24 protein-coding genes are annotated in these 24,655 nt (G+C 67.3%); 6 read left to right on the forward strand and 18 right to left on the reverse strand.

Features of this window, described 5'->3' with window-relative positions:
* Positions 1-121 precede the first annotated feature (121 nt).
* The 5 genes from LFT45_RS12270 to LFT45_RS12290 all read left to right on the forward strand — a co-directional run bounded on the left by LFT45_RS12270 (position 122) and on the right by LFT45_RS12290 (position 4,504).
* On the forward strand, positions 122-1,084 hold the full coding sequence (locus LFT45_RS12270) for a sugar-binding transcriptional regulator (protein WP_236803457.1): 963 nt from the start codon (positions 122-124) through the stop codon (positions 1,082-1,084).
* Positions 1,085-1,168: 84 nt separating this feature from the next.
* Positions 1,169-1,531, forward strand: coding sequence for a VOC family protein (locus tag LFT45_RS12275; RefSeq protein ID WP_236803458.1), 363 nt, complete (start codon positions 1,169-1,171; stop codon positions 1,529-1,531).
* Positions 1,532-1,620: 89 nt separating this feature from the next.
* On the forward strand, positions 1,621-2,487 hold the full coding sequence (locus LFT45_RS12280) for an aldo/keto reductase (protein WP_236803459.1): 867 nt from the start codon (positions 1,621-1,623) through the stop codon (positions 2,485-2,487).
* Positions 2,488-2,501: 14 nt separating this feature from the next.
* A complete protein-coding gene (locus tag LFT45_RS12285) occupies positions 2,502-3,431 on the forward strand; it encodes an alpha/beta fold hydrolase (protein ID WP_236803460.1) in 930 nt (309 codons plus the stop codon).
* Positions 3,428-4,504, forward strand: coding sequence for a glycosyltransferase family 4 protein (locus tag LFT45_RS12290; RefSeq protein WP_236803461.1), 1,077 nt, complete (start codon positions 3,428-3,430; stop codon positions 4,502-4,504). The genes LFT45_RS12285 and LFT45_RS12290 overlap by 4 nt, the downstream gene beginning before the upstream one ends.
* 62 nt (positions 4,505-4,566) lie before the next feature.
* On the opposite strand, the gene LFT45_RS12295 is transcribed toward LFT45_RS12290, so the two are convergent.
* The 13 genes from LFT45_RS12295 to pyrR all read right to left on the reverse strand — a co-directional run bounded on the left by LFT45_RS12295 (position 4,567) and on the right by pyrR (position 19,790).
* Entirely contained in the window at positions 4,567-6,702 is a 2,136-nt protein-coding gene (locus LFT45_RS12295; protein ID WP_236809328.1) for a primosomal protein N', read from the reverse strand.
* A 128-nt stretch (positions 6,703-6,830) separates the two neighbouring features.
* Positions 6,831-8,066 (reverse strand): methionine adenosyltransferase, encoded by a 1,236-nt coding sequence (gene metK, locus LFT45_RS12300; protein WP_236803462.1) that lies wholly within the window; start codon positions 8,064-8,066, stop codon positions 6,831-6,833.
* A gap of 76 nt (positions 8,067-8,142) precedes the next feature.
* Positions 8,143-9,435: a bifunctional phosphopantothenoylcysteine decarboxylase/phosphopantothenate synthase gene (locus LFT45_RS12305; protein WP_236803463.1), complete on the reverse strand. Its 1,293-nt coding sequence runs from the start codon at positions 9,433-9,435 to the stop codon at positions 8,143-8,145.
* 40 nt (positions 9,436-9,475) lie between these two features.
* Entirely contained in the window at positions 9,476-9,736 is a 261-nt protein-coding gene (gene rpoZ / locus LFT45_RS12310) for a DNA-directed RNA polymerase subunit omega (RefSeq protein ID WP_003800778.1), read from the reverse strand.
* A gap of 15 nt (positions 9,737-9,751) precedes the next feature.
* Positions 9,752-10,348: a guanylate kinase gene (gene gmk / locus LFT45_RS12315; protein ID WP_236803464.1), complete on the reverse strand. Its 597-nt coding sequence runs from the start codon at positions 10,346-10,348 to the stop codon at positions 9,752-9,754.
* A 43-nt stretch (positions 10,349-10,391) separates the two neighbouring features.
* Positions 10,392-10,715, reverse strand: coding sequence for an integration host factor, actinobacterial type (gene mihF, locus LFT45_RS12320; protein WP_043418338.1), 324 nt, complete (start codon positions 10,713-10,715; stop codon positions 10,392-10,394).
* Between the two features lie 98 nt (positions 10,716-10,813).
* The gene (gene pyrF, locus LFT45_RS12325) at positions 10,814-11,674 is read right to left on the reverse strand and encodes an orotidine-5'-phosphate decarboxylase (protein WP_236803465.1); all 861 of its coding nucleotides are present in this window, start codon (positions 11,672-11,674) and stop codon (positions 10,814-10,816) included.
* On the reverse strand, positions 11,667-15,011 hold the full coding sequence (carB, locus tag LFT45_RS12330) for a carbamoyl-phosphate synthase large subunit (RefSeq protein ID WP_236803466.1): 3,345 nt from the start codon (positions 15,009-15,011) through the stop codon (positions 11,667-11,669). The genes pyrF and carB overlap by 8 nt, the downstream gene beginning before the upstream one ends.
* Complete coding sequence (gene carA, locus LFT45_RS12335) at positions 15,011-16,342, reverse strand: glutamine-hydrolyzing carbamoyl-phosphate synthase small subunit (protein ID WP_440156141.1); 1,332 nt, start codon at positions 16,340-16,342, stop codon at positions 15,011-15,013. The genes carB and carA overlap by 1 nt, the downstream gene beginning before the upstream one ends.
* Complete coding sequence (locus LFT45_RS12340) at positions 16,323-16,841, reverse strand: PH-like domain-containing protein (protein WP_236803468.1); 519 nt, start codon at positions 16,839-16,841, stop codon at positions 16,323-16,325. Before LFT45_RS12340 ends, carA begins: the two co-directional genes overlap by 20 nt.
* Positions 16,841-18,214: a dihydroorotase gene (locus LFT45_RS12345; RefSeq protein ID WP_236803469.1), complete on the reverse strand. Its 1,374-nt coding sequence runs from the start codon at positions 18,212-18,214 to the stop codon at positions 16,841-16,843. Before LFT45_RS12345 ends, LFT45_RS12340 begins: the two co-directional genes overlap by 1 nt.
* Complete coding sequence (locus tag LFT45_RS12350; RefSeq protein ID WP_236803470.1) at positions 18,214-19,209, reverse strand: aspartate carbamoyltransferase catalytic subunit; 996 nt, start codon at positions 19,207-19,209, stop codon at positions 18,214-18,216. The genes LFT45_RS12345 and LFT45_RS12350 overlap by 1 nt, the downstream gene beginning before the upstream one ends.
* Positions 19,206-19,790: a bifunctional pyr operon transcriptional regulator/uracil phosphoribosyltransferase PyrR gene (gene pyrR, locus LFT45_RS12355; protein ID WP_236803471.1), complete on the reverse strand. Its 585-nt coding sequence runs from the start codon at positions 19,788-19,790 to the stop codon at positions 19,206-19,208. The genes LFT45_RS12350 and pyrR overlap by 4 nt, the downstream gene beginning before the upstream one ends.
* Before the next feature lie 178 nt (positions 19,791-19,968).
* Here pyrR and LFT45_RS12360 point away from each other — a divergent pair, with 178 nt between their 5' ends.
* Positions 19,969-21,213 (forward strand): PrsW family intramembrane metalloprotease, encoded by a 1,245-nt coding sequence (locus tag LFT45_RS12360; RefSeq protein ID WP_236803472.1) that lies wholly within the window; start codon positions 19,969-19,971, stop codon positions 21,211-21,213.
* Positions 21,214-21,300: 87 nt separating this feature from the next.
* Here the strand turns inward: LFT45_RS12360 and nusB are convergent, their stop codons facing one another.
* From nusB to LFT45_RS12385, 5 genes are all read right to left on the reverse strand, one after another.
* Positions 21,301-21,711 (reverse strand): transcription antitermination factor NusB, encoded by a 411-nt coding sequence (gene nusB / locus LFT45_RS12365; RefSeq protein WP_236803473.1) that lies wholly within the window; start codon positions 21,709-21,711, stop codon positions 21,301-21,303.
* Positions 21,711-22,274, reverse strand: coding sequence for an elongation factor P (gene efp / locus LFT45_RS12370; RefSeq protein WP_102972375.1), 564 nt, complete (start codon positions 22,272-22,274; stop codon positions 21,711-21,713). Before efp ends, nusB begins: the two co-directional genes overlap by 1 nt.
* Positions 22,275-22,462: 188 nt before the next feature.
* Complete coding sequence (locus LFT45_RS12375) at positions 22,463-22,981, reverse strand: tetratricopeptide repeat protein (RefSeq protein ID WP_236803474.1); 519 nt, start codon at positions 22,979-22,981, stop codon at positions 22,463-22,465.
* The gene (gene aroB, locus LFT45_RS12380; protein ID WP_111905429.1) at positions 22,981-24,069 is read right to left on the reverse strand and encodes a 3-dehydroquinate synthase; all 1,089 of its coding nucleotides are present in this window, start codon (positions 24,067-24,069) and stop codon (positions 22,981-22,983) included. Before aroB ends, LFT45_RS12375 begins: the two co-directional genes overlap by 1 nt.
* Positions 24,066-24,647, reverse strand: coding sequence for a shikimate kinase (locus LFT45_RS12385; protein ID WP_236803475.1), 582 nt, complete (start codon positions 24,645-24,647; stop codon positions 24,066-24,068). The genes aroB and LFT45_RS12385 overlap by 4 nt, the downstream gene beginning before the upstream one ends.
* Between the last annotated feature and the right edge of the window lie 8 nt (positions 24,648-24,655).

Consider the following 24,655-nt stretch of genomic DNA (forward strand, 5'->3'; position numbering starts at 1 on the left):
TTCGAAATAGCGCTTGTTGCAGGCCGCGCACCGGATGGTGCGGGGCCGTTCACCACTATTGTTTGAATTATTGGAAAATAACGTCAAGCACTATGCACAAACGTGCAGAACGGAACCATGCATGCCCCGTCCCCGACATTCCGAAGCGCTGCGCGCCGCCCAGCTGTACTACATGCAGGACCTCACCATGGACGCCATCGCCCGGGAATTGCGGACCTCCCGCTCCACGGTTTCCCGGCTGCTCTCGACGGCGCGGGAGACCGGCCTGGTACAGATCCAGATCCGCAGCCCCCTGGACACAGGGCCGGAACTGGAGCGGCTGATCCGGGCGCAGTACAAGGTGGACGTGCACGTGGTGCCCGTCCTGGACACCCTGAACGAAGCGGAGACGCTGGACCGCGTGGCCATGCAGGCCGCGCGAACCATCGGACCGCTTGTGGACTCCAACGCCATCATCGGGGTGGCGTGGGGCTCCACCCTCAGCGCGGTGAGCCGGCATCTGACGCGCAAAATCACCCACGACAGCGTGGTGGTGCAGCTGAACGGCGCGGGCAACATGCAGACCACCGGCATCACCTACGCCAGCGACATCATGCGGCGCTTCGGCAGCGCCTACGGCGCCCGGGTTGAACAGTTTCCCGTGCCGGCCTTCTTCGACCATGCCGCCACGAAGACCGCGATGTGGAATGAGCGGAGCGTGCAGCGAATCCTCGACCTGCAGTCCCGCATGAGCATTGCGATCTTTGGCGTGGGTTCGGTGGACGCCGACTACCCCAGCCATGTGTACGCCGGCGGCTACCTCGACGAGGACGACCTGGTCACCCTGGCGAAGTCCGACGTCGTCGGTGACGTGGCTACGGTCTTTTTCCGCGGCGACGGCTCCTCTGACGGCATCACGCTGAATGAACGCTCCACCGGACCTTCGCTGGACCAGCTCCGCCAGGTGCGCCGGCGGATCTGCGTGGTGTCCGGCGCGTCCAAGATCAATGGGCTCCGGGGGGCACTGGTGGCCGGGCTGGCCACGGATCTGATCCTCGATGAGGCCTCGGCCCGGCGGCTGGTCAGCTTTAAAAATGGGAACTGAGAGACGCCCTGCCAGCCGGGACCACCCGCCTAAAACTGGTGTGAAGCTCTCGGAATATCATGGGGTCCGTGCAAGGATGGCGGCATGAAAATCACCAGAGAGATCGTTGTGTTCGACGCCGCCGACCTTCCTGCCGAGAGCGCCTTTTGGGCCGGCCTCCTGGGCGGCACCGTGGACGCAGAGGATGACTGGCACACCGTCAGTGTCGACGGAAAACCGCGTCTGGGCTTTCAACTCGCACCCAACCACGTGCCGCCGGAATGGCCCGACGGGAACCCACAGCAGATCCACTTGGACCTGTATGTTGAGGACGTCGCATCCGCCCACGACGAGGCCCTGTCCCTCGGTGCACGCCTGCTGAAGCCCGCCGAGGACATCACCTCCGCCGAGGGCTTCCAGGTCTATGCGGACCCTGCCGGCCACCCGTTCTGCCTCTGCTGGGGCTGACGAACTTCTTCGGGCCGGGCCTGAGCCGGGACTGAAACTGCGCCTGCCGGTCACACGCGGCGCGCCGCGGTATCGGTAGAGTCGTAATCATGACTACCTCACCCCGGCTAAGCCTGAACAACGGCGTGCTGATCGACCAGTTGGGTTTCGGGCTATACAAGGTTCCGGCGAAAGACACCGCCAACCTGGTGGCCACAGCCCTGGAAGCCGGGTACCGGCATTTCGATACAGCGGCCATGTACGGGAATGAATCCGGGGTGGCCCGCGGCCTGGTCGAGGTGTTCGCCGCGGAAGCAACCACCGGCGGTTCCGGAGAGGCCGGCGGCACCTCGCGCGAGGACCTCTTCATCACCACCAAGGTGTGGAACGACGACCACGGCTACGACGCGACGCTGCGGGCCTTCGACAGGTCCATGATCAACCTCGGGCTGGAATATGTGGACATGTACCTGATCCACTGGCCGTGCGCGAAACGGGGACTTTTCCAGGAAACTTACCGGGCCATGGAGACGCTGTACCGCGAGGGCAAAGTCCGGGCCATCGGCGTGTCCAACTTCCAGCCCCAGCACCTGGACCAGCTGCTGGAAACAGCCGAGGTGGTGCCGGCCGTCAACCAGGTCGAGCTGCATCCGTGGCTGCAGCAGGCCGAGCTCCGGGAAAAGCACCGCGGGCTGGGAATCCTCACCGAGGCGTGGAGCCCGCTGGGCCGCGGCCAGGTACTGGAGGATCCCGTCATCGGCGCCCTCGCGGCCGAGCACAAGGTGAGCGCCGCACAAATTATCCTGCGCTGGCAGCTGCAGTTGGGCAACGTCACCATTCCGAAGGCAAGCTCCGCCGCCAGGATCCGCGAGAACCTCGACGTCTTCGGCTTCGAGCTCTCGGCGCTGGACATGGCAGACATCGAAGCCCTGGAGCGCGGCCACCGCACAGGTTCCCACCCCGACAACGTCAACTAGGACTCCCCCAGCACATGAAAACAGCCGACTCCGAGCCCGCTACCGCACCATCCTTCGTCAGCAGCGGACTCGCCGCCCGCACGCGTGCATCCACGGTGCAACTGGCGGGCAGCAACGTTGCCTACTGGGTCTACGAACCGGAAAAGCCCACGGCTGAAACCCGGACCATCCTGGTCATCCACGGCTTCCGCGGCGACCATCACGGGCTGCTGCGGGTTGCCGACCAGCTGCCCGGGATGCGCCTGATCATGCCGGACCTCCCCGGGTTTGGCAGCTCCGGCGCATTCACCGACGGCGCCCACAGCGTGGAGCGCTACGGAAGGTTCATCAGCGACTTCATGGCGGCCCTCGGACTCGGGCCGGAGACCGTACTGTTGGGACACTCCTTCGGATCCATCGTGGCCGCCCATTTCGTAGCGGCCCATCCGGACGCGGTCCGCCCGCTGATCCTGGTCAACCCCATCGCGGCGCCAGCGCTCGAAGGCCCCAAGGGCCTCATGACCCGGCTGGCCGTTCTGTACTACCGCCTCTCCGCGCGCCTCCCCCGCCCTCTTGGCCTGGCCCTGCTCCGCAGCCCGCTCATTGTGCGGGTGATGAGCATGGCCATGGCAAAAACGAAGGACAAGGACCTGCTCCGGTTCATCCACGGGCAGCACCACGCCTACTTCAGTGCGTTCGCCAACCGGGACAGCCTGCTGGAATCGTTCACGGCGTCCGTCAGCAGCAACGTGGCCGAAGTCGCGCCCGCGCTCACCCTGCCCGTGCTGCTCATCGCCGGCGAGAAGGACGAAATCGCCCTGCTGCGGGACCAGCACCGCCTGGCCGGACTGCTCCCCGACGCAACGCTGGACGTCATCCCGGGCGTCGGCCACCTGATCCACTACGAAACGCCAGAACCTGCCGCAGGATTCATCCGCCGCTTCCTTAAGGACCACCCCGCGTGAAGATAGTCATCGATGCCCGTTTCACCCGGACGGACCACCACGACGGGATCAGCCGCTACGGTTCCAGCCTTATTGCCGCCGTCTCAAAGATCGCCGATGTGTCCATGCTCATCAGTGATCTCCGGCAGCTGGCACTGCTTCCCGACGTTCCGTACACGCTGATCAGCAGCCCGCTCTCCCCCGCCGAGCTTTTCGTGGCCCGGAAGGTTAATCGGCTCGGCGCGGACGTGGTGGTCTGCCCGATGCAGACGATGGGCACGTGGGGACGCAAGTACGGCCTGGTGCTCACTCTGCACGACCTCATCTACTACGAACACCCGGCACCTCCCGGCTTCCTGCCGGCCCCCGTCCGGATCCTGTGGCGCCTGTACCACAAGGCGTTCTGGCCCCAGCGCCTCCTGCTGAACCGGGCCGACGTCGTCGCCACCATCAGCAGGACCACGGAGGCGCTGATGGCCAAGTACCGCCTGACCAGCCGTCCGGTGCGCATCGTCAGCAACGCCCCGCAGCCGGCCCAGCAGCCCCGTGATCCGGCGGCGGCGCCGGAGAAGACGCTGCTCTACATGGGTTCGTTCATGCCCTACAAGAACGTCGAAACCATGCTCGCCGGGATGGCCGAACTGCCTGACTACACGCTGCACCTGCTCAGCCGGGTCACACCGCACCGCCGCGCCGAGCTTGAAGCGCAGATCCCCTCCGGAGCCAGCGTGGTGTTCCATAACGGTGTCACCGACGACGAATACACGGCGCTCTTGAACCGCACCACCGCGCTGGTCACCCTGTCCAAGGCCGAGGGCTACGGCCTGCCCCTGGTTGAGGCGATGGCGCTGGGCACACCGGTGATCGCCAGCGACATCCCGATCTTCCGCGAGGTGGGGGCGGACACCGCCACCTACGTCAATCCGGAGTCGGCGACGGAATTCGCCGCCGCCGTCCGCAGCCTCGGCGACGGGCAGCACTGGCAGGACGTCTCGCGGCGGTCCGTGAGGCGGGCAGAGCAGTTCAGCTGGGACGAATCCGCCCGCCAGCTGGTGGACGTGGCGGCAGAGGTCATAGCACTCCGCCGGCGCTAATCGGGCAGCCCGGAACCGGTCAGCCCCGAACCGGCCGGCGCTGACCTGTTAGCCCCGAACTGTCAGAGCACGTCGACGCCGTCGAGCCGCAGCTGCACCGGGTCCTCGGTTCGCTTGGCCGCGCCCGCGGCTTTCGCGGCCCGAAGCACCCTGGTCACGGTGGCGGCCTGCGCGTACGGGATGAACAGCAAAGTGCGCACGTCCACGCTGTCCGGGCCCGGCGCCGGAACGCCCGGTGCCTGGATGCTCGGGGTCGGGATGCTTGCCGTCTGGAGCAGCGGCGCCGGGCCCGCAATACGCAGCTCGACGCCCTCGGCGGCCAGCAGCTTTGTGGCTGAGGCCGTGAAATGCCCGACGGCGGTGCTGCCGCCGGTGACGGCGGCCACCCTCACCGCCGGGGGCAGCTGCAGCTCAGTGCGCAGGCCCAGCTCCCGCTGGGCATAGCCCGAAGGGTCCCACCGCAGCAATGCTCCGACCGCGGCGGTGTCGTCCGCGGTGATGACCACCATCCCGCCCTCGGTGGCCGGCCGGACGAGGGCAGCGGCGTTGAACCAGCGCCGCACGGCGTCTTCGCCCGCGCGGAGGTTCTCCCGGCGCAGCAGTGAATCGCCGTCGAGCAGCAGCGCCGCGGCATATCCGCCCGGCGCGACGGGCTCGGCGCCCACGGTGGCCACCACCAGCGCCCCCGCATCCGGCACCGTGGCTTTGACGTTCTGGCCGGAGGAGGTGACCACGGCTTTGCCGGGAAACGCCCTGCCCAGTTCCTCCGCCGTGCGGAGAACACCCGCCGCGCCGCGGCGCAGCCGGGTGCCCTGGCAGTGCGCGCAGCGCCAGGTAGGTGCCGGCGTCGAACACCAGCGGCATTGGGGCACAGCTGCGCTGCCTGCGATGGCGAGCGGCCCCTGGCAGGACGGGCAGCGCGCGGGTTCCCGGCAGGTTTCGCACGCCAGCGACGGCGCATAGCCGGCACGGGCAACCTGCACCAGGACCGGACCGCGCTCGAGTGCGTCCTTGGCCGTGCGCCACGCCGCCCCCGGCAGCCTCGCCAGCCGGGCGAGCGGGTCCCGCTCCTGTTCAAAGCTGTCCGCCGTGTTGAGGACCCGCGGAACCGTGCGGCGGAGTACCGTGCGTTCGGCGTCGACGGGCATCGCCCAGCCGGCGTCCACCAGCCGCTGCACTTCCGTGCTGCGCGCGTGCCCGGCCAGCAGGCAGGCAGCCCCCTCCTGTTCGGCACGCAGCAGCAGCACCTCGCGGGTGTGGGCATACGGGGAACGCTGCTCCACATGCAGGTCGTCGCCGTCATCCCAGCACACCACAAGACCCAGGTTCGGCACGGGGGCGTAGGCAGCCGAGCGGGTGCCTACGGCGACGCCCGCCGTGCCCTTGAGGATCCTGAGGTAGTTGCGGTACCGGGGTGTTTGGCCGTCGTCCGCCGTCAGCCGGGCAACGTCATCGGCGGGCAGGATGTCCTCGAGGGCAGCCTGGACCCGGTCGAGGTCGCGGTAGTCGGGAACGACGACGACGGCGCCACGTCCGGATTCCCGGACCGCCGCCACAGCGTCCGCAATGAGGCGCGGCCAGCCGTCCGGGCCGAAACCCTGCAGCGCACTAAGGGCGGCCCGGGGTGCGCCTCCCGATGCGAGATGGCGGAGGAAGGCGCCGCCGTTCCGGTACCTGGTCCACGCGGAGCCGGGCAGGTCATGGGCCGCCCCGGGCTGTGTTGCCGGTCCGGAATGAGCGGCCGATTCGGCGCCGGCAAGTTCCTTCTCCACCTTGACCACCCGCGGCGGGATGGCCACGCGGAGCACGTCGCTGACGGTGCCCGCGTAGCGTGCGGCCACGCGCCCGGTGAGTTCCTGCATCGCGGGGGTGAGCACGGCAACCGGCGAGACGACTTTGTGCAGCGGGACGAGGGGCTGGCCGGCGTCGGACTCCTCGACCCGGTCCAGGATGTAGCCGCCCAGTTCCTGGCCACTGAACTTGACCCGGACACGGACGCCCGGCTGGGCGTCATCATCCAGTTCGGCGGGAACGCTGTAGTCGAACGGCCGGTCCAGGTGCGGCAGCGGGGACTCAATGAGCACGCGCGCCACCGGACGGACGGCAGCCAGCGGCGGGCCGCCGGCTGTCCTGACCGTGACCGGGAACCCCTGCAGCAGTGACAGCTGCAGCGGCTCCGGCGTGGGGTGCGAAGACATGGCGTTAGAACACATGGCGTTTGAAGACATGGCGTTTGAAGACATGGCGCCTCACCTCCGTCCTGGGTTAAATATCAGCCAACCACACGGGTCTGACATTGCTCCCGTACGGGTGCGGACGGGCCGGCTTAGGCGTTGAAGTACGCCTTCAGGTCGTCCACGCGGTCCAGGCGCTCCCAGGTGAAGTCCGGATCATCGCGGCCGAAGTGGCCGTGAGCGGCCGTCTTGGCGTAGATGGGGCGCTTGAGGTCCAGGGCGTCGATGATGGCGCGGGGGCGCAGATCGAAAATCTCGGCAATCGCGGCGCTGATCTTCGCCGGGTCCACGGTCTCGGTCCCGAACGTTTCCACGTAGGTTCCCACCGGGCGGGCCTGGCCGATCGCGTAGGCGATCTGGATCTCGGCGCGCTTGGCGAGTCCCGCGGCCACCACGTTCTTGGCAACCCAGCGCATGGCGTACGCCGCGGAGCGGTCCACCTTGGACGGGTCCTTGCCGGAGAAGGCGCCGCCGCCGTGGCGGGCCATGCCGCCGTAGGTGTCCACGATGATCTTGCGGCCGGTGAGTCCGGCGTCGCCCACCGGGCCGCCGATTACGAAGGCGCCAGCGGGGTTGAGGATGTTGTTGGTGCGCGAAATGTCAAGGTCCGCGAGGGCGAGGACGGGGTCAATGACGTGCGTCGCGAGGTCGGCCCGCAGCTGGTCGAGGCTGAAGCCGTCGGCGTGCTGGCTGGAGATCACAATGGTCTCCACGGAAACCGGCCGGTCGCCGTCGTACCCAATGGTGGCCTGGGTCTTGCCGTCCGGGCGGAGGTAGGCAAGTTCACCGTTCTTGCGGACCTCGGTGAGGCGCTCCGACAGTCGGTGCGCGATCCAGATCGGCGTGGGCATGTAGGACGGGGTCTCATCGCTGGCGTAGCCGAACATCAGGCCCTGGTCACCGGCGCCCTGCAGGTCGTAATCGTCCTCCTGGCGGCCTTCGCGGGCCTCCAGAGAGTTGAAGACGCCGCCGGCGATGTCGTTGGACTGCTGCCCGATGGACACGGAAACGCCGCAGCGTGCGCCGTCGAAGCCGTTGGCCGAGGAGTCATAGCCGATGCCCAGGATGGTCTCGCGGACAATCTGTGGAATTTCGACATACGCGTCTGTGGTCACTTCGCCGGCCACGTGGACCAGGCCGGTGGTGGCCATGGTCTCGACGGCGACGCGGGACTCAGGGTCCTTGTCCAGCAAGGCGTCCAGGATCGCATCACTGATCTGGTCGCAGATCTTGTCCGGGTGCCCTTCGGTGACCGACTCCGAGGTGAAGAGCCGAAGCGCGGCGGGTGCGGACCCGTGGGATTCTGGAATGTGCAGCGGTAAAGTCACTCAACTACCTTACTTGTTGGCAAACGGCGGGGCGGCAGCGTGTGTCCCCGTGCTAAGGAGACGTTGCTTACGCCCATCACGTTCGCGGAAAGACCCGGCTTAGTTCGGAGCCGACGCGGTCAATGACAATGGCGGCGACGTCCTGCTTGGAGCCTGACGCCGACTGGGGTTCGGAACCGGCCCGCGAGAGGATGACCACGGAGTTGTTGTCCTGGCCGAACACCTTGTCAGCGCCCACGTGGTTCACTACCAGCAGGTCGCAGCCCTTGCGCTTCAGCTTCGCCTCGGCGTAGGACAGCACATCGCCCTGCTCGTCGCCGGTCTCGGCGGCAAAGCCCACCACGAGCTGGCTGCTGCCCGCGGCGTCACGGACCTCCACGAGCTCGTGCAGGATGTCGGGGTTGCGGACCAGCGTGATGACGGGGTCGGCGGTATCGTCCCGCTTCTTGATTTTGCTTCCGGACACCTCCGCCGGCCGGAAGTCGGCCACCGCCGCCGCCATGATGACGACGTCGGACCCGGCTGCCGCTGCCAGCATGACCTCGCGGAGCTGCAGGGCAGTTTCGACGGCGATCAGTTCGACACCGGCCGGGGCGGGCACCTCCATGTGGGCGGCGACGAGCCGCACTGTGGCTCCGGCGTCGCGGGCCGCGGCGGCCAGCGCCACGCCCTGCTTGCCGGAGGAACGGTTGCCCAGGAACCGGACGGGGTCGAGGGGCTCCCGTGTGCCGCCGGCGCTGATGGTCACGGTGCGGCCGGCCAGCGGGAGGAGCCGCGCGCCGCCGGTTCCGGCAGCGCCTGCGGTTACGTCCGCCGCCGGGGTCAGCGGTGCCTCCGTCTGGAGGCCGTGTGCCAAGGCCATGGCCGCTTCGAAAATGGCTTCAGGCTCGGGCAGCCGTCCTGGGCCGGAGTCGCTGCCGGTCAGCCGCCCGCTGGCGGGTTCCAGGACTGTCACGCCGCGGCTGCGCAGCGTTTCGACGTTGGCCTGGGTGGCCGCATGCTGCCACATTTCAGTGTGCATGGCAGGGGCGAACAGCACCGGGCCGCTCGCCATGAGCAGCGTGTTGGTTAGCAGGTCACTGGCTTGGCCGGTGGCGGCGCGGGCCAAGAGGTCGGCGGTGGCCGGCGCAACCACGATGAGATCTGCCTCGTGGCCCAGCCGGACGTGCTTCACCTGGTCGACGTCGTCGAAGACGCTGTTGGTCACCGGGTTTCCGGACAAGGCCTCCCAAGTGGCAACGCCGACAAAGCGAGTGGCAGCTTCGGTGGGGATGACGGTGACGGCATGGCCGGCTTCAGTAAAAAGCCGGAGGAGCGATGCCACCTTGTAGGCGGCGATCCCTCCCCCGACTCCGAGGACTATGCGCACGTGAACTCCGTCAGCAGGCAGTCTGTTTACTCTGCGGAAGTTACTCTGCAGCTTCGATCGGTGTGGAAACCAGCTTGCCCTCGTTGATCTCGCGCAGGGCGATGGACAGCGACTTCTCGTTCAGCTTGGTGTCGACCAGCGGGCCGACATACTCGAACAGGCCCTCGTGCAGCTGGGCGTAGTACGCGTTGATCTGGCGTGCACGCTTGGCACCGAAGATCACCAGGCCGTACTTGGAATCAGCCGCCTCGAGCAGCGAATCGATCGGCGGGTTGATGATGCCTTCAAGGTTCGTGGACACGAATTCTCCAAATTTCTAACGGGCTGACGGCGTCTGCGTCTGGCGCGGGTGCGGGGTCAGCCCCATGAGTGAAACAAGCTCGTCCGCTGCCCGGCGGACGTCGTCATTGATGACGGTGTGGTCGAACTCCGGTTCAGCAGCAAGTTCTACTTTACCGGTTTCCAGCCGGCGCTGCTGTTCCTCGGCCGATTCGGTGCCCCGGCCCACCAGCCGGCGCACCAGTTCTTCCCAGCTGGGCGGTGCCAGGAACACGAACTGGGCATCCGGAACGGCCTGCTTGACCTGGCGTGCGCCCTGCAGGTCGATCTCCAGCAGCACCGAACGGCCTTCGGCAATGGCCTGGTTGACGGTGCTCTTCAGGGTCCCGTAGGTGTTCTGTCCGTGCACCACTGCCCACTCGAGGAATTCGCCGGCGGCCACGAGGGACTCGAACTCTTCCTTGGACTTGAAGTAGTAGTGCACGCCGTCGACCTCACCGGGCCGCGGAGCCCGGGTGGTGGCCGAAACGGACAGCCAGACCTCGGGATAAGTGTCGCGGATATAGGTGGACACGGTGCCTTTGCCAACAGCCGTAGGACCAGCGAGGACTGTCAGTCCGGGTTTGTTGCTCACGTATTCCTTTGGACGGTCTACAGATGACTCTGTTCGGATGAAGCTATTTCTCGTTCATAAAATCTACCAGCGCCCGGCGCTGGTGGATGCCCAGGCCCCGGACCCTGCGGGAGGCGGCGATGCCCAGGCTGTCCATGATGGCTGCGGCCCGGACCTTCCCGATCCCCGGCAGGGCCTCGAGGAGTTCCGAAACGCGCATGCGCGCTATGGCCTCCTCCGTGCCGCCGGAGTCGAGGATCTGCGCCACGGTCAGCTCTCCGGATTTGAGCCGCTCCTTGGCCGAGGCCCTGGCGGCCCTTGCCGCCGCGGCCTTCCTGAGTGCGTCGGAACGTTCCTGCGGAGACAAGGGTCGCAAGCTCACGGTCATTTCCCCTGGGGTCAGCCAACGGATCCGCGGCCGGCGGCGTTGGAGCAGCCACGGATTTGTCCTGAACCTACTCCCTGCCGGCCGGAGAAATCAATGGACTATTCCGAGCGGAGTCCGGCGAGGGTGCGCTCCGCCGCCTCGGTCAGCTCCCGGACGCCCGGGCCGGCCTTGAGGATGTCCCGGCTGGACGTTCCCAAAACCTGGGGATAGGCGGCGCCGAAGGTCTTCCGCAGGTCTGCGGGTGTCGCCCCCTGCGCGCCCAGGCCCGGGGCCAGGATCGGCCCGCGTACGGTGCCCAGGTCAAGCTGCAGGTCCGCCAGAGCCGTGCCCACCGTGGCTCCCACCACGAGGCCCACCGAGCCCATGGCGCCGGAGTAGCGTTCGTTCTCCCCCGCCGCGGCCTGGACAATCCGGCGTGCCACGGAATCGCTTCCGCCCACGTGCTGCACCGAAGCTCCCTCCGGGTTGGAGGTCAGAGCCAGGACAAACACGCCCCGGCCGTGTTCCGCAGCGAGATCCAGTGCCGGCCGGAGCGACTCGAAACCCAGGTACGGGCTCAGCGTCACGGAATCCGCGGCAAGGGCAGAGCCGTCCCGGAGCCAGGCGTCGGCGTAGGCGGCCATGGTGGAACCGATATCGCCGCGCTTCGCGTCGGCGATGGTCAGCACGCCCTCGTCCCGGGCGGTGGCGAGAACCTCTTCGAGGACTGCCATTCCGGCCGACCCGTGCCGTTCGTACAGTGCCACCTGCGGCTTGACCGCGGCAGCGAGCGAAGCCACCGCCTCCAGGGCGGTGAGCGAAAAGCGCCTCAGGCCGGCGACGTCGTCGTCCAAGCCCCAGCTGGCCAGAAGCGCAGGGTGGGGATCAATCCCGACGCACAGCGGACCGCGGTCCGCCATGGCGCGGCCCAGCCGGGAGCCAAACGACTCCCGGCCGGTACCTGTCGTTGCCTCAGGCATTCTGCGCTGCCGGGCTCTGCGCCGCTGCCTTCTGCAGGGCGGCCTCCTGCGACGCAGCGAGGGCTGCGGCGTGCTCCTGCAGGCTGGTCACGGACCAGGCGTAGGTGCGCAGGGCCTCTATGGCCTGGACGGCCGCGTTGAACTCGGCCACGGTGGTGATGCAGGGGATGCCGATGGACGTGGCGGCCGCACGGAGTTCGTACCCGTCGCTGCGGGCCTCGCCGCCGGACGGGGTGTTGAACACCATGTCGATTTCGCCGGCCACCACGAGGTCGGCGATGGTGCCTTCACCCTCGGCGCTGCTGCCCTCGGCCACCTTGCGCACCGGAGTGGCCTGGATGCCGTTGCGGCGCAGGACGTCGGCGGTGCCGCCGGTGGAGACGATCTCGAAGCCAAGGTCGGAGAGGCGCTTGACGCCCATGATCACCGAGCGTTTGTCCCGGTTGGCCACGGACACGAAGATCTTGCCTTCGGTGGGCAGGGCGTTGTTGGCGCCGGCCTGGCTCTTGGCGAAGGCGGTGTCGAAGTGCTTGTCGATGCCCATGACCTCGCCGGTGGAACGCATCTCCGGGCCGAGCAGTGAGTCCACGACCTTGCCTTCGAGCGTGCGGAAGCGGCTGAACGGCAGGACGGCTTCCTTGACGGAGACAGGAGCATCCAGCGGCAGCGTGGACCCGTCACCGGTCTCGGGCAGCATCTTGTAGGCGCTGCGCAGCTGGTTGATGGTCACGCCGGTGCCGATCAGGGCTGCGGCCTTGGCCATCTGCACGCCGGTGGCCTTGGACACGAACGGCACGGTCCGGGACGCGCGGGGGTTGGCTTCCAGGACGTACAGGACGTCGGAGGCCAGCGCGAACTGGATGTTGATGAGGCCACGGACGCCCACGCCCTCCGCGATGGCCCGAGTGGCGGTGCGGACGCGTTCGAGAACGTTGTTGCCCAGTGTGATGGGCGGCAGGACGCACGCGGAGTCGCCGGAGTGGATGCCGGCTTCCTCGATGTGCTCCATGATGCCGCCCAGGTACATGTCCGTGCCGTCGAAGAGGGCGTCGACGTCGATTTCGACGGCGTCCTCGAGGAAGCGGTCGATCAGCACCGGGTGGTCCGGGGTGATCTCGGTGGCGTTGGCAATGTAGCGGGACAGGTTGGGCTCGTCGTAGACGATTTCCATGCCGCGGCCGCCCAGGACGTAGGACGGGCGGACCAGGACCGGGTAACCGATCTCGTCGGCGATCTTCTTGGCGTCCTCGAAGGAAACGGCGGTGCCGTTTTTCGGGGAGACCAGGCCGGATTCGTCCAGCACCCGGGCGAAGGCGCCGCGGTGCTCGGCGAGGTCGATCGCCTCGGGCGAGGTGCCCAGGATGGGCACGCCGGCGTCGGCCAGCTGCTGGGCCAGCTTCAGCGGGGTCTGGCCGCCGAGCTGGACGAAGACGCCCATCACACCGCCGGTGCGTTCCTCGGCCGCGATGACTTCGAGGACGTCCTCGAGGGTCAGCGGCTCGAAGTACAGCCGGGTGGAGATGTCGTAGTCCGTGGAGACGGTTTCCGGGTTGCAGTTGACCATGACGGTCTCGTAGCCGGCCTTGCGCAGGGCCATGGAGGCGTGGACGCAGGAGTAGTCGAACTCGATGCCCTGGCCGATGCGGTTGGGTCCGGAGCCGAGGATGAGGATGGACGGCTTGGAGTGCAGCGCCACCTCGTCCTCCTCGTCGTAGGCCGAGTAGTGGTACGGCGTGTAGGCCGCGAACTCTGCGGCGCAGGTGTCCACGGTCTTGTAGACCGGGCGGATGCCCAGTGCCTGGCGGACACCGCGGACAACAGCCTCGGAGTTGTGGGTCAGCGCACCGATCTGTTCGTCGGAGAAGCCGTGCCGCTTGGCGTTGCGGAGCATGTCCTCGGTGAGGGCGCCGGAGCGGCGGATCTCCTGGGAGATCTCGTTGAGCAGCTGCAGCTGGTCAAGGAACCACGGGTCGATCTTGGTGGCCTCGAAGAGGTCCTCCACGCTGGCGCCGCCCAGCAGGGCGCGCTGCACCTGGTGCAGGCGTTCCGTCGTGGGGCGCTTGGCCTTCTCGATGAGCTCCGGGACTTCCCATTCGGGGACGGAGCTGAAGTCCAGCTGCGAGCCCTTCTGCTCGAGGGAGCGCAGGGCCTTCTGCAGGGCTTCGGTGAAGTTGCGGCCCATGGCCATGGCCTCGCCCACAGACTTCATGGTGGTGGTGAGGGTGTTGTCGGCAGCGGGGAACTTCTCGAACGCGAACCGCGGGACCTTGACCACCACGTAATCGAGCGTGGGCTCGAAGGAGGCGGGGGTCTTCTGCGTGATGTCGTTCGGGATCTCGTCCAGGGTGTAGCCGAGCGAGAGCTTGGTGGCGATCTTGGCGATGGCAAAGCCCGTGGCCTTGGACGCCAGCGCCGAGGAACGGGACACGCGCGGGTTCATTTCGATGACCACCACGCGCCCGGTCGCGGGATCGATGGCGAACTGGATGTTACAGCCGCCGGTGTCCACGCCGACTTCACGGATGACGGCGATGGAGATGTCGCGGAGCCGCTGGTATTCGCGGTCGGTGAGGGTCAGTGCGGGGGCCACGGTGATGGAGTCGCCGGTGTGCACGCCCACGGGATCGAAGTTCTCGATGGAACAGACGACAACCACGTTGTCGTTCTTGTCCCGCATCATTTCGAGCTCGTATTCCTTCCAGCCCAGGATGCTCTCTTCAAGCAGCACCTCGCTGGTGGGGCTGTACTGCAGGCCCTGGCCGACGATGCGGCGGAGGTCCTCTTCGTTGTACGCCAGGCCGGAACCGAGGCCGCCCATGGTGAAGGAGGGGCGGACCACCATGGGGTAGCCGAGGTCTTCGGCTGCCTTCAGCGCCTCGTCCATGGTGTGGATGATGTGGCTGCGGGCGGATTCCGCGCCGCAGCGCTCCACGACGCCCTTGAACTTCTCGCGGTCCTCGCCGAGCTCGATCGCGGCGATGTTCGCGCCGATCAGTTCCACGTTGTACTTCTCCAGCACACCGTTCTTGTCCAGCGCGATGGCGGTGTTCAGCGCCGTCTGGCCGCCCAGGGTGGGCAGCACTGCATCCGGGCGCTCCTTGGCGATGATCTTTTCCACCACCTCGGGGGTGATGGGCTCGATGTAGGTGGCATCGGCGAACTCCGGGTCGGTCATGATGGTGGCCGGGTTGGAGTTGACGAGGATGACCCGCAGGCCTTCCTCCTTGAGGACGCGAAGGGCCTGCGTGCCGGAGTAGTCGAATTCAGCGGCCTGGCCGATGACGATCGGGCCGGAACCGATGACCAGGACGCTCTTAAGGTCAGTTCTCTTGGGCATTACTTCTTGTCCTCAGTCTTGTTGTCAGTCGTGGTCGGCTCGGCGTCGTTCTGCCGGGCCTCTGCGGGGTGCTGGGCGTCCACCGGTTCCTTGGACAGGTTGGCGGTGCGGCCGTCCCGGGACCCTTCCATCAGCTCGATGAAACGGTCGAAGAGGTAGGCGGCGTCGTGCGGTCCGGCGGCGGCTTCCGGGTGGTACTGGACAGAGAACGCAGGGATGTCCAGGCAGGCCAGGCCTTCAACGACCTCGTCGTTCAGGCTGACGTGGCTGACCTCGACCCGTCCGTAGCGCTCTTCCGGGGCGTTGGTGGGGCCGTCCAGCGGGGCGTCGACGGCGAAACCGTGGTTCTGCGAGGTGATTTCCACCTTGCCCGTGCGGCGGTCCATGACGGGCTGGTTGATGCCGCGGTGGCCGTAACGCAGTTTGTAGGTGCCGAAGCCGAGGGCGCGGCCCAGGATCTGGTTGCCGAAACAGATGCCGAAGTACGGCAGCTTCTCGTCCAGGACGGTGCGGAGCAGTTTGACCTGGTTGTCGGCGGTGGCGGGGTCGCCGGGGCCGTTGGACATGAAGAAACCGTCGGGGCTGACGGCCTTGACGTCGTCGATGGTGGCCGTGGCGGGCAGCACGTGCACGCGGACGCCGCGCTCGGCGAAGCGCACCGGCGTCATGGCCTTGATGCCGAGGTCGATCGCCGCGATGCTGAAGCGCGCGTCGCCGTCCCAGCCGTGGTCCTTCGGCTCCACCACGTAGGCTTCGTCGATGCTGACTTCCTCGGCAAGCCGGGCGCCTTCCATCGGCTCACTGGCGAGCACGGCGTCGACGAGGTCCTTGTCCGTGGCCTTGGCGGCCTCGCCGGAGAAGATGCCCGCGCGCATGGTCTTGTGCTCGCGCAGGTGGCGGGTGATGGCCCGGGTGTCCACGCCCTGGATGCCGACGATGCCCTGCTCGACGAGTTCGGAGTCAAGAGATCGCTCAGAGCGCCAGTTGGACGGGCGGCGGGCGGCGTCCCGGACAATGTAGCCGGCCACCCAGATGCGGCGGGATTCCGCGTCGTCGCTGTTTACACCGGTGTTGCCGATGTGCGGGGCCGTCTGCACCACCAGCTGGCGTGCGTAGGACGGGTCGGTAATGGTCTCCTGGTAGCCGGTCATGCCGGTGGCGAAGACCGCTTCCCCCAGGGCGGTGCCCTGCGCGCCGTAGCTGCGGCCGCGGAAGAGGCGGCCGTCTTCGAGCACCAGGACGGCGGGGGCGGATGCTGCGGCCTGCGGCGCAGTTCCTGCGTTTACTGTCACTTCGGTTTCCGTCACTTTATTACTTTCCACTATGGGCACCTGCCTGGGGGCCTGGGGAGATCATTTCCTGAAGTTGTTGAAGGACGGCCGGCTTGTCCGCGGCGCGGCGGGTGCGGAAGCCGGTGTCCAGGGCGTGGGTTCCGAGCGTCCAGCTGAGGATCAGCAGCCCGTCCTTTTCCACGAATTTACCGGCCATCCCGCTGTCCTGCCGAACACCGGCCAATGAGGACGCCGGGATGAACAGCGGCCCTGCGCCGGAGCGGTCCAGCAGCACGCCCTCCGGGTGGATGGTTATCTGCGCGTTGGTGCGGATGCCGAGGCCGTGCACGGCAATCCTGTCCAGCCAGTCCCCCGCCGTGGTGGAGGCCACGTACTGGCCGTCCGCCGAAACCAGCGGCTCGCCCAGCCCGGCAGGAACCGCCGGCAGCTGTGCGATGTCGGACTGCCGCCGGAGCCGGTTGCGCCAGCCGATCCAGATCAGGACAAAGACGACGGCGACTACCGCCAGCATCGCAAGTCCGGGAAGGACTTTTTCCATCAGTTCGCGCCCGCGGCGCCGGCAACCGGCGCTTCCGAGGGGTAGCGGTAGGGCGTGTTCAGCTTGCCATCCAGGACCGTGGGGTGGCCCTTGAAGAACGTGGCCACTACCTTGCCCGGGAGTTCCATGCCGCGGAACGGCGAGTTGCGTCCCATGGTGGCCATCGCGGAAGGGTCCACGGTCCAGCGCGCGGCCGGGTCCACGAGGACAATGTTGGCGGGTTCGCCCTTCTCGAGCGGCCGGCCCTGGTCCGAGAGGCGACCGATGCCGGCCGGCGCAATGGAGGTGACCCGGGCAAAGTCGGCCCAGGTCATCAGGCCGGTCTCGATCATGGCGTGCTGCACCACGGACAGCGCCGTTTCCAGCCCGGTCATGCCCATGGCCGCCTGTGCCCACTCGCATTCCTTGTGCTCGCTCGGGTGCGGGGCATGGTCGGTGCCGACGACGTCGATGGTGCCGTCGGCAAGGGCCGCGCGCAGCGCCTGGACGTCGTCGTTGGTGCGCAGCGGCGGGTTGACCTTGTAGACGGGGTCGTAGCTGCGGACCAGGTCATCCGTGAGCAGCAGGTGGTGCGGGGTCACTTCGGCAGTGACGTTGATGCCGCGGCTCTTGGCCCAGCGGATGATCTCGACCGAGCCTGCGGTGGACACATGGCAGACGTGGAGCCGGGAGCCCACGTGCTGGGCCAGCAGGACGTCGCGGGCGATGATGCTTTCCTCGGCCACTGCCGGCCAGCCGGTCAGGCCCAGGACCGCGGAGACTTCGCCCTCGTTCATCTGGGCACCGGCGGTGAGGCGCGGTTCCTGCGCGTGCTGGGCCACGACGCCGTCGAACGCCTTGACGTACTCAAGGGCGCGGCGCATCAGGACGGGATCGTGAACGCAGATGCCGTCGTCGGAGAACATGCGGACCTGGGCGCGGGAGTCGGCCATCGCGCCGAGTTCGGCGAGCTGCTCGCCGGCAAGACCCACAGTGACGGCCCCCACCGGGCGGACGTCCACCCAGCCGGCGGCACGGCCCAGGCTGTACACCTGCTCCACCACGCCGGCGGTGTCCGCCACCGGGGTGCTGTTGGCCATGGCGTGCACGGCCGTGAAGCCGCCGAGGGCTGCGGCGCGGGTTCCGGTTTCCACCGTTTCGGCGTCTTCGCGGCCCGGTTCGCGGAGGTGGGTGTGGACGTCCACCATGCCCGGCAGCGCGACGAGTCCGCCGGCGTCGATCACGGTGGCGCCCTCAGCTGCGTCCGCAGCTGTGACTGTCTCTGACAGGTTGGCGCCACGGGCCGTGATCACGCCGCCGCGGATGAGCAGGTCCTCGGCGTCGCCGCCAAGGATCGCTGCACCGCGGATAAGGTACGTGGTTTCTTCAGCCATCAGTTGCTCTCCTTCAGGGTGGCGGCTGGTTCACGGGTATCCCCGGAGAGCAGCAGGTACAGGGCGGCCATGCGGATGGACACACCATTCTTCACCTGCGCGAGCACGGTGGAACGGGGCGAATCGGCGGCGGCCGCGGAAATTTCCAGGCCCCGGTTCATGGGGCCGGGGTGCATGATGATGGTGTCCTTGAGGCCCAGGCTGTCCAGCGCGCGGAGCCTGTTGTCGTCGAAACCCCAGCGGCGGGAGTACTCCCGGGTGGACGGGAAGAAGGAGGCGTTCATCCGCTCGCCCTGGACGCGCAGCATCATGACCGCGTCGACGCCCTTTTCCAAGGTCTCGTCAATGTCGTAGCTGATGCTGCAGGGCCAGCGTTCGACGCCGATGGGCAGCAGTGTGGGTGGCGCCACCAGGGTCACGTCGGCTCCGAGCGTGCGCAGGAGCCAGACGTTGGACCGCGCCACGCGGGAGTGCAGGACGTCGCCGGCGATGGCGACGCGCATGCCACGCAGGTCCGCACCCGTGGACGGCAGGCCGGAGAGCTTGGTCCAGTGCCTCCGCATGGTGAACGCGTCAAGCAGCGCCTGGGTGGGGTGTTCGTGGGTGCCGTCGCCGGCATTGATCACTGCGGCGTCGATCCAGTCGGTGGCTGCCAGCCGGTGCGGTGCACCGGAGGCCCAGTGGCGGATCACGACGGCGTCAGCACCCATGGCGGACAGCGTCTGGGCGGTGTCCTTGAGGGACTCGCCCTTGGAGACCGACGATCCCTTGGCCGCGAAGTTGATGACGTCGGCGGAGAGCCGCTTGGCTGCGGCTTCGAAGGAAATGCGGGTCCTGGTGGAATCCTCGAAGAAGAGGTTCACCACTGTCCGTCCGCGCAGGGCGGGAAGCTTCTTGACCTCGCGCTCCCCCACGGTCGACATCTCTTCGGCGGTGTCGAGGATGCGGACGGCGTTGGACAGGCTGAGGTCTTCAGTGGAGAGCAGGTGCTTCATGCGCCGCCCTCGATTACCACTTCGTTGACTTCCTGGCCGTCGATGGCGTCGGTCTCCTCGAGCCGGACCCGAACCTTCTCGGCGGAGGACGTGGGCAGGTTCTTGCCCACGTGGTCGGCGCGGATGGGAAGTTCGCGGTGGCCCCGGTCAATCAGGACGGCCAGGCGCACAATGCGCGGCCGGCCGAGGTCCACGAGCGCGTCCAGGGCAGCGCGGATGGTCCGGCCGGAGTACAGGACGTCGTCGATCAGCACGACTACCTTATTGTCGATGCCCGTCAGCGGCAGCTGTGTACGGTGCGGCGGCCGCGTGGGCTGGTGGGAAAGGTCGTCCCGGAACATGGTCACGTCCAGCTGGCCGACGATGGCTGCGGCGTCCACGGTGGGATCGGCGGCGGCGATTTTCTGGGCGAGCCGGACGGCGAGCGGGTAGCCGCGGCGGGGAATGCCCAGCAGCACCAGGTCCTGGGAGCCTTTGTTGGCCTCGAGGATTTCATGGGCGATACGAGTGAGGGCACGGTCGATGTCCGCCTGGTTGAGAACAACCCTGGCCGGAACCGGTGCCTGCGTGACAGAAGTCATCGCTCGTCTCCCCTTTCCCCGCCTCACGGGACGGAATTAAAAAAGGAACATTTGCCTTCCAAAATTACCACACGGGCGTCTGTCCCCGACCCCCGGCAGAGAGCGTCGTCCGTCACACCGCGGGGCTTCTCGTAACCCTGTGCTTTGTTGCCCACAGCGGGGCACATAGGCTCTGTCTATGTCGATGAACCCGCAGCAGAGGCAGTTCCCCGGACCTGAGTTCAACGGGCAGCCCACGAATCCCAGCTGGATGGGCCACGTCCAGCCGCAGAACTACCGGCCGGCGCCCGGGCACCGCGGCGGTGCCGTGTACCAGGTCATCCCGGAGGCCGCGTCCACCGTGGCCGCCCGCCCGGGGGCAGGGACGCTGGGGCTCGTGGTGGGTGGCGGGATCCTTGCCTTCGTCAGCCTTTTCCTCGTGGTGCCGTTCCTCCTGTCCAGCACCGGCGTCACCGGCTTCGTCATCGGTTTTGTTGCCTCCCTCATCCCGTTGGCGGCGGTGCTGTTCGCCGTCGCCGTCATTGACCGCTGGGAACCCGAGCCCAAGCGCCTGCTGGTGTTCGCCTTCACCTGGGGCGCAGCCGTGTCCATTGCCGTGACACTGCTCATTCAGCCGGTCTTCGCCCTCGCGGCCCCGGCCACCGATGAGGCGTCATTCCGCGATTTCATGACCACGGTGCAGGCACCGGTAGTGGAGGAATTCGCGAAGTCCCTGGGCTTGCTGCTGCTCCTCCTCTTCGCCCGCCGCAACTTTGACGGCCCCGTGGACGGGGTGGTGTTTGCGTTCACCATCGCGGGCGGCTTCGCCTTCACCGAGAACATCCTGTACTTCGGGCGGGCGATCGCCGAGTCCAGCACGCCCGGCAGCGACCTTGTCCAGATCTTCTTCCTGCGCGGGGTGATGTCGCCGTTTGCGCACGCAATCTTCACCGGGACCACCGGCCTGATCATGGGCCTGGCAGCGCGGCGCTGGCATTCCGGCGTCTCCGTGCTCGCCTTCTTCGTGGGCCTGGTTCCCGCCATGATCCTGCACAACCGGTGGAACAGCATGGGACAGGATTTCCTCGCCCAGTACGTGCTGGTGCAGGTCCCAATCTTCCTGCTGGCCGTGGCCTGCATCGTGGTGCTGCGGGTCGCGGAAACACGCCTCACCCGGCAGCGCCTTCAGGAGTACGCCGCCGCGGGATGGTTCGCGCCGGCCGAGGTGGAGCTGCTGTCCACTCCCGGAGGCCGCCGGCAGGCCGTGCGCTGGGCGGGGTCCTACAACCGGGGCGATCAGATGAAGGAGTTCGTCAAGGCGGCGACGCGCCTGGCGTTCACCCGGCAGCGGATCCTCAGCGGCAGGGATGTACAGTCCCACCAGCAGGACGAGGTGCAGCAGCTGCGCCACCTGACCGAACTTCGGGCCGCCGTCCAGCAGTAAGGAACAGTCCAGCAGTAACTGGGCGTCCAGCAGTAATGCAGAAAGCCCTGCCGGGAACCCGGCAGGGCTTTCTGCGCAATACTCAGCTCAGGCGAGCAGGGACGGCTTCAGCTGCTGAAGGCGCCCCAGGAGGCCGTTGATGAACGACGGCGACTCGTCGGTGGAGAGCGTCTTGGCCAGCGCGACAGCTTCGCTGACCGCGACGCCGTCGGGAACGTCGTCGTTGTAGAGCAGCTCCCAGGTGCCGATCCGCAGGATGATGCGGTCCACGGACGGCATCCGCTCAAGGGTCCAGCCCTGCGAGTAGGTCTCCAGGAATTCGTCGATGGTGGTCTGCATCGACACCACGCCTTCAACGATCTCGAGGGTGTACGGATTGACAATCTGGTCGGTCCTCTCGCGGCGCGCACGCAGCACGTCGAAGGCCGAGACAGAGCGCTGCTCGGCTTCGAAGAGGACCTCAAGAGCCCTGTTGCGGGCCTTACCGCGGGCGCTCACTAGTCGTTGACCCGGCCCAGGTAGCTGCCGTCGCGGGTGTCGACCTTGACCTTGGTGTTGTTCTCGACGAACAGGGGCACCTGGATCTCGTAGCCCGTCTCCAGGGTGGCGGGCTTGGTGCCGGCGGAGGAGCGGTCGCCCTGCAGGCCCGGCTCGGTGTAGGTGATTTCAAGGACAACGCTCGGCGGCAGCTCGATGTACAGCGGGTTGCCTTCGTGGATGGCGATGTTGACCATCTGGTTTTCCAGCATGAAGTTGGTGGCGTCGCCCACCGTGGCGCCGGAAACGGTGATCTGGTCGTAGTCCGAGGTGTCCATGAAGACGAAGTCGGCGCCGTCCTGGTACAGGTACTGGTAGTCGCGGCGGTCCACGGTGGCGGTCTCGATCTTGAGGCCGGCGTTGAAGGTCTTGTCGACGACCTTGCCGGACATGACGTTGCGCATCTTGGTGCGCACGAACGCGCCACCCTTGCCCGGCTTGACGTGCTGGAACTCGATGACGTTCCAGAGCTGGCCCTCAAGCTTCAGGACAGTTCCGTTCTTGATGTCGTTTGTGGTTGCCACTGGTTTCCTCTGGTTGTGTCTGACTGGTTCTGGCTGCCAGCTGTTATTTCAAGCAGGCATGCCGAACGGCGCGCCAGCGTGTAGTTATCAAAAATCCAGAAACTATTCTAGCGGAAAAGGCAGGCACAGTTTTCGGGGCCTCGTGGCGGCACGGCCGGAGGACCAGTCAGGTACAGCGGGAAGACCCGTCAGGAGGCCAGTTCGAGAACGTCCCGGGCCCGCTGCAGCGCCACCGTGGAGGAAAAGATGAGGGCCGCATCGGCGGACTGGGCGACGCGCAGGTCCAGCGCCCGGGCGAAGGATTCCACCGCGGCACCGATGTTCCCTGCGACGAACTGCGTCCGTCCGAGGTACTGGTGGGCGAGGGCCTCGTTGGCCGTGCCGTGCGCCTCTCCGAGGAGTTGCCGGAAGAGTTCAATGGCGCGGTCGTAACGGTGGGCCACGCGCAGGACATCCGCTTCGTAGGCCCGGAGCCGGAAAGATTCGGGGTCCTTGTAGCGGGCCTCGGCCAGCAGTTCGGCCGCGTCACCGGCGTGACCCTCCACCAGCAGCACCAGGACCCGGTCGGCGGGGTCGGTGGACGCCTCGAGCGCGGCGGCACATGCCTCTTCGCTGGTGATCTCAGGAAGCAGTGATGCAGGGTTGATCCGGATTCCCGGGAACCCGCCGTCGGGCCATTCGGTGGTTCCGCCCTGGTCGTCGCGCATCAGGAGGCGATCTCCTGGTAGGCGGCGAAGAGCAGGGAGGTGTCCGGCACGTCCAGGATTCCCGGCTTGGCGATTCCGTCGAGGACCACGAAGCGGAGCAGGTCGCCGCGGGACTTCTTGTCGCGGCGCATGCCGTCGAGGAGCCCCTGCCAGCGGTCGCGCCGGTACGTGACGGGCAGCCCCAGGGATTCGAGGATGCTGCGGTGCCGGTCGGCGTCGGCGTCGCTGAGCCGGCCCACGCTGCGGGACAGCTCGGCCGCGAACATCATGCCCACCGAGACGGCAGCGCCATGCCGCCACGAGTAGCGTTCCACGAGTTCGATGGCGTGGCCCAGGGTGTGGCCGTAGTTGAGGATTTCGCGGAGCCCGGATTCCTTGAGGTCTTCGGAAACGACGCGGGCTTTGACGGCGATGGCCCGTTCGATGAGTTCACGCAGGGCGTCGGAGCCGGGATCCGTGACGGCTTCGGGATCCTTCTCCACGAGGTCCAGGATGGCGGGATCGGCGATGAAGCCGCACTTGATGACCTCGGCCATGCCGGAGATGATCTCGTTCCGGGGCAGTGTCTTCAGGGTGTCGAGGTCGGTGAGGACGGCTGCGGGCGGGTGGAAGGAGCCCACGAGGTTCTTGCCTTCGGCCGTGTTGATCCCGGTCTTGCCGCCCACGGCCGCGTCGACCATGCCGAGGAGGCTGGTGGGCATGTGGATGACCTTGACGCCGCGCAGCCAGGTGGCTGCCACGAAACCGGCGAGGTCGGTGACGGCGCCGCCGCCGACGGAGACCACGGCGTCGGAGCGGGTGAAGTCGTTCTGGCCGAGCACCTGCCAGCAGAACGCGGCCACCTGGATGTGCTTGCCTTCCTCAGCGTCAGGGATTTCCGCGGTGACGGCGGTGAAGCCGGCAGCGGCCAGTTCATCCCGGACCGTGTCGCCGGTGAGCCGGAGGGCCCGCGGGTGGATGACCAGGACGCGGCGGACGCGCTCCCCCAGCAGTCCCGGCAAGGTGCCGAGCAAGCCGCGGCCAACTACGACGTCGTAGTTGTCCCCGGCAGACTGGCCGGTGACCTTGATGACGGTTGATTCGCTCACTTTTCAACTTCCTGTTTCGCGGCGGCGCTTCCGTTGGCTGCCGTCGTCGCGGTTTTGTTGATCTTGCCGGTGGTGGGTCCGGTTGACTTGCCGGTGGCGAAGTCGCACAGCGCCGCCTCCAGCTTCAGGCCCAGTTGCGGCACGGTTCCCTGCCGGACATCCAGCACGATGTCCGCGAGGCGTTCATAGACAGGCTTCCGGGTCGCGAACAGCGCCTTCCAGCGGCGGACGCCGTCACCCGCGAGCAGCGGACGCCCGGAATTCTTGGCGATCCGTGCGGCGACGGTATCGGCATCGCACTCCAGATAGACCACCGTGCACCGATCCAGCAGCTGCTGGGTGCCGGAGTCCAGGACCGAGCCGCCGCCGAGGGAAACCACCGTGGGCGTGCCGGCAGCGGCTTCGATGATGCGGGCAACGGTCCGGGCCTCAATCTCCCGGAAGGCACGCTCGCCGCGGCTGGCGAAGATATCCGCAATGGAACCGTGGCCCTCCACAATGACCGCGTCGGTGTCCACGAACGGGGCGTCCAGCTGTTGCGCCAACTGCTGCCCGATCGCCGACTTGCCGACCGCCATGGGCCCAA

Origin of the sequence: Arthrobacter sp. FW305-BF8 (assembly GCF_021789315.1) — a bacterium.
Lineage (GTDB): Bacteria > Actinomycetota > Actinomycetes > Actinomycetales > Micrococcaceae > Arthrobacter.

Bases quoted from the DNA above. Each gene is read 5' to 3' on its own strand.
- LFT45_RS12270 (WP_236803457.1), top strand. From the start codon at position 122: ATGCCCCGTCCCCGACATTCCGAAGCGCTGCGCGCCGCCCAGCTGTAC.
- LFT45_RS12275 (WP_236803458.1), top strand. From the start codon at position 1,169: ATGAAAATCACCAGAGAGATCGTTGTGTTCGACGCCGCCGACCTTCCT.
- LFT45_RS12280 (WP_236803459.1), top strand. From the start codon at position 1,621: ATGACTACCTCACCCCGGCTAAGCCTGAACAACGGCGTGCTGATCGAC.
- LFT45_RS12285 (WP_236803460.1), top strand. From the start codon at position 2,502: ATGAAAACAGCCGACTCCGAGCCCGCTACCGCACCATCCTTCGTCAGC.
- LFT45_RS12295 (WP_236809328.1), bottom strand. From the start codon at position 6,702: ATGTCTTCGCACCCCACGCCGGAGCCGCTGCAGCTGTCACTGCTGCAG.
- mihF (WP_043418338.1), bottom strand. From the start codon at position 10,715: ATGACCGTGAGCTTGCGACCCTTGTCTCCGCAGGAACGTTCCGACGCA.
- pyrF (WP_236803465.1), bottom strand. From the start codon at position 11,674: ATGCCTGAGGCAACGACAGGTACCGGCCGGGAGTCGTTTGGCTCCCGG.
- carB (WP_236803466.1), bottom strand. From the start codon at position 15,011: ATGCCCAAGAGAACTGACCTTAAGAGCGTCCTGGTCATCGGTTCCGGC.
- LFT45_RS12340 (WP_236803468.1), bottom strand. From the start codon at position 16,841: ATGGAAAAAGTCCTTCCCGGACTTGCGATGCTGGCGGTAGTCGCCGTC.
- LFT45_RS12345 (WP_236803469.1), bottom strand. From the start codon at position 18,214: ATGGCTGAAGAAACCACGTACCTTATCCGCGGTGCAGCGATCCTTGGC.
- LFT45_RS12350 (WP_236803470.1), bottom strand. From the start codon at position 19,209: ATGAAGCACCTGCTCTCCACTGAAGACCTCAGCCTGTCCAACGCCGTC.
- pyrR (WP_236803471.1), bottom strand. From the start codon at position 19,790: ATGACTTCTGTCACGCAGGCACCGGTTCCGGCCAGGGTTGTTCTCAAC.
- LFT45_RS12360 (WP_236803472.1), top strand. From the start codon at position 19,969: ATGTCGATGAACCCGCAGCAGAGGCAGTTCCCCGGACCTGAGTTCAAC.
- LFT45_RS12375 (WP_236803474.1), bottom strand. From the start codon at position 22,981: ATGCGCGACGACCAGGGCGGAACCACCGAATGGCCCGACGGCGGGTTC.
- LFT45_RS12385 (WP_236803475.1), bottom strand. From the start codon at position 24,647: ATGGCGGTCGGCAAGTCGGCGATCGGGCAGCAGTTGGCGCAACAGCTG.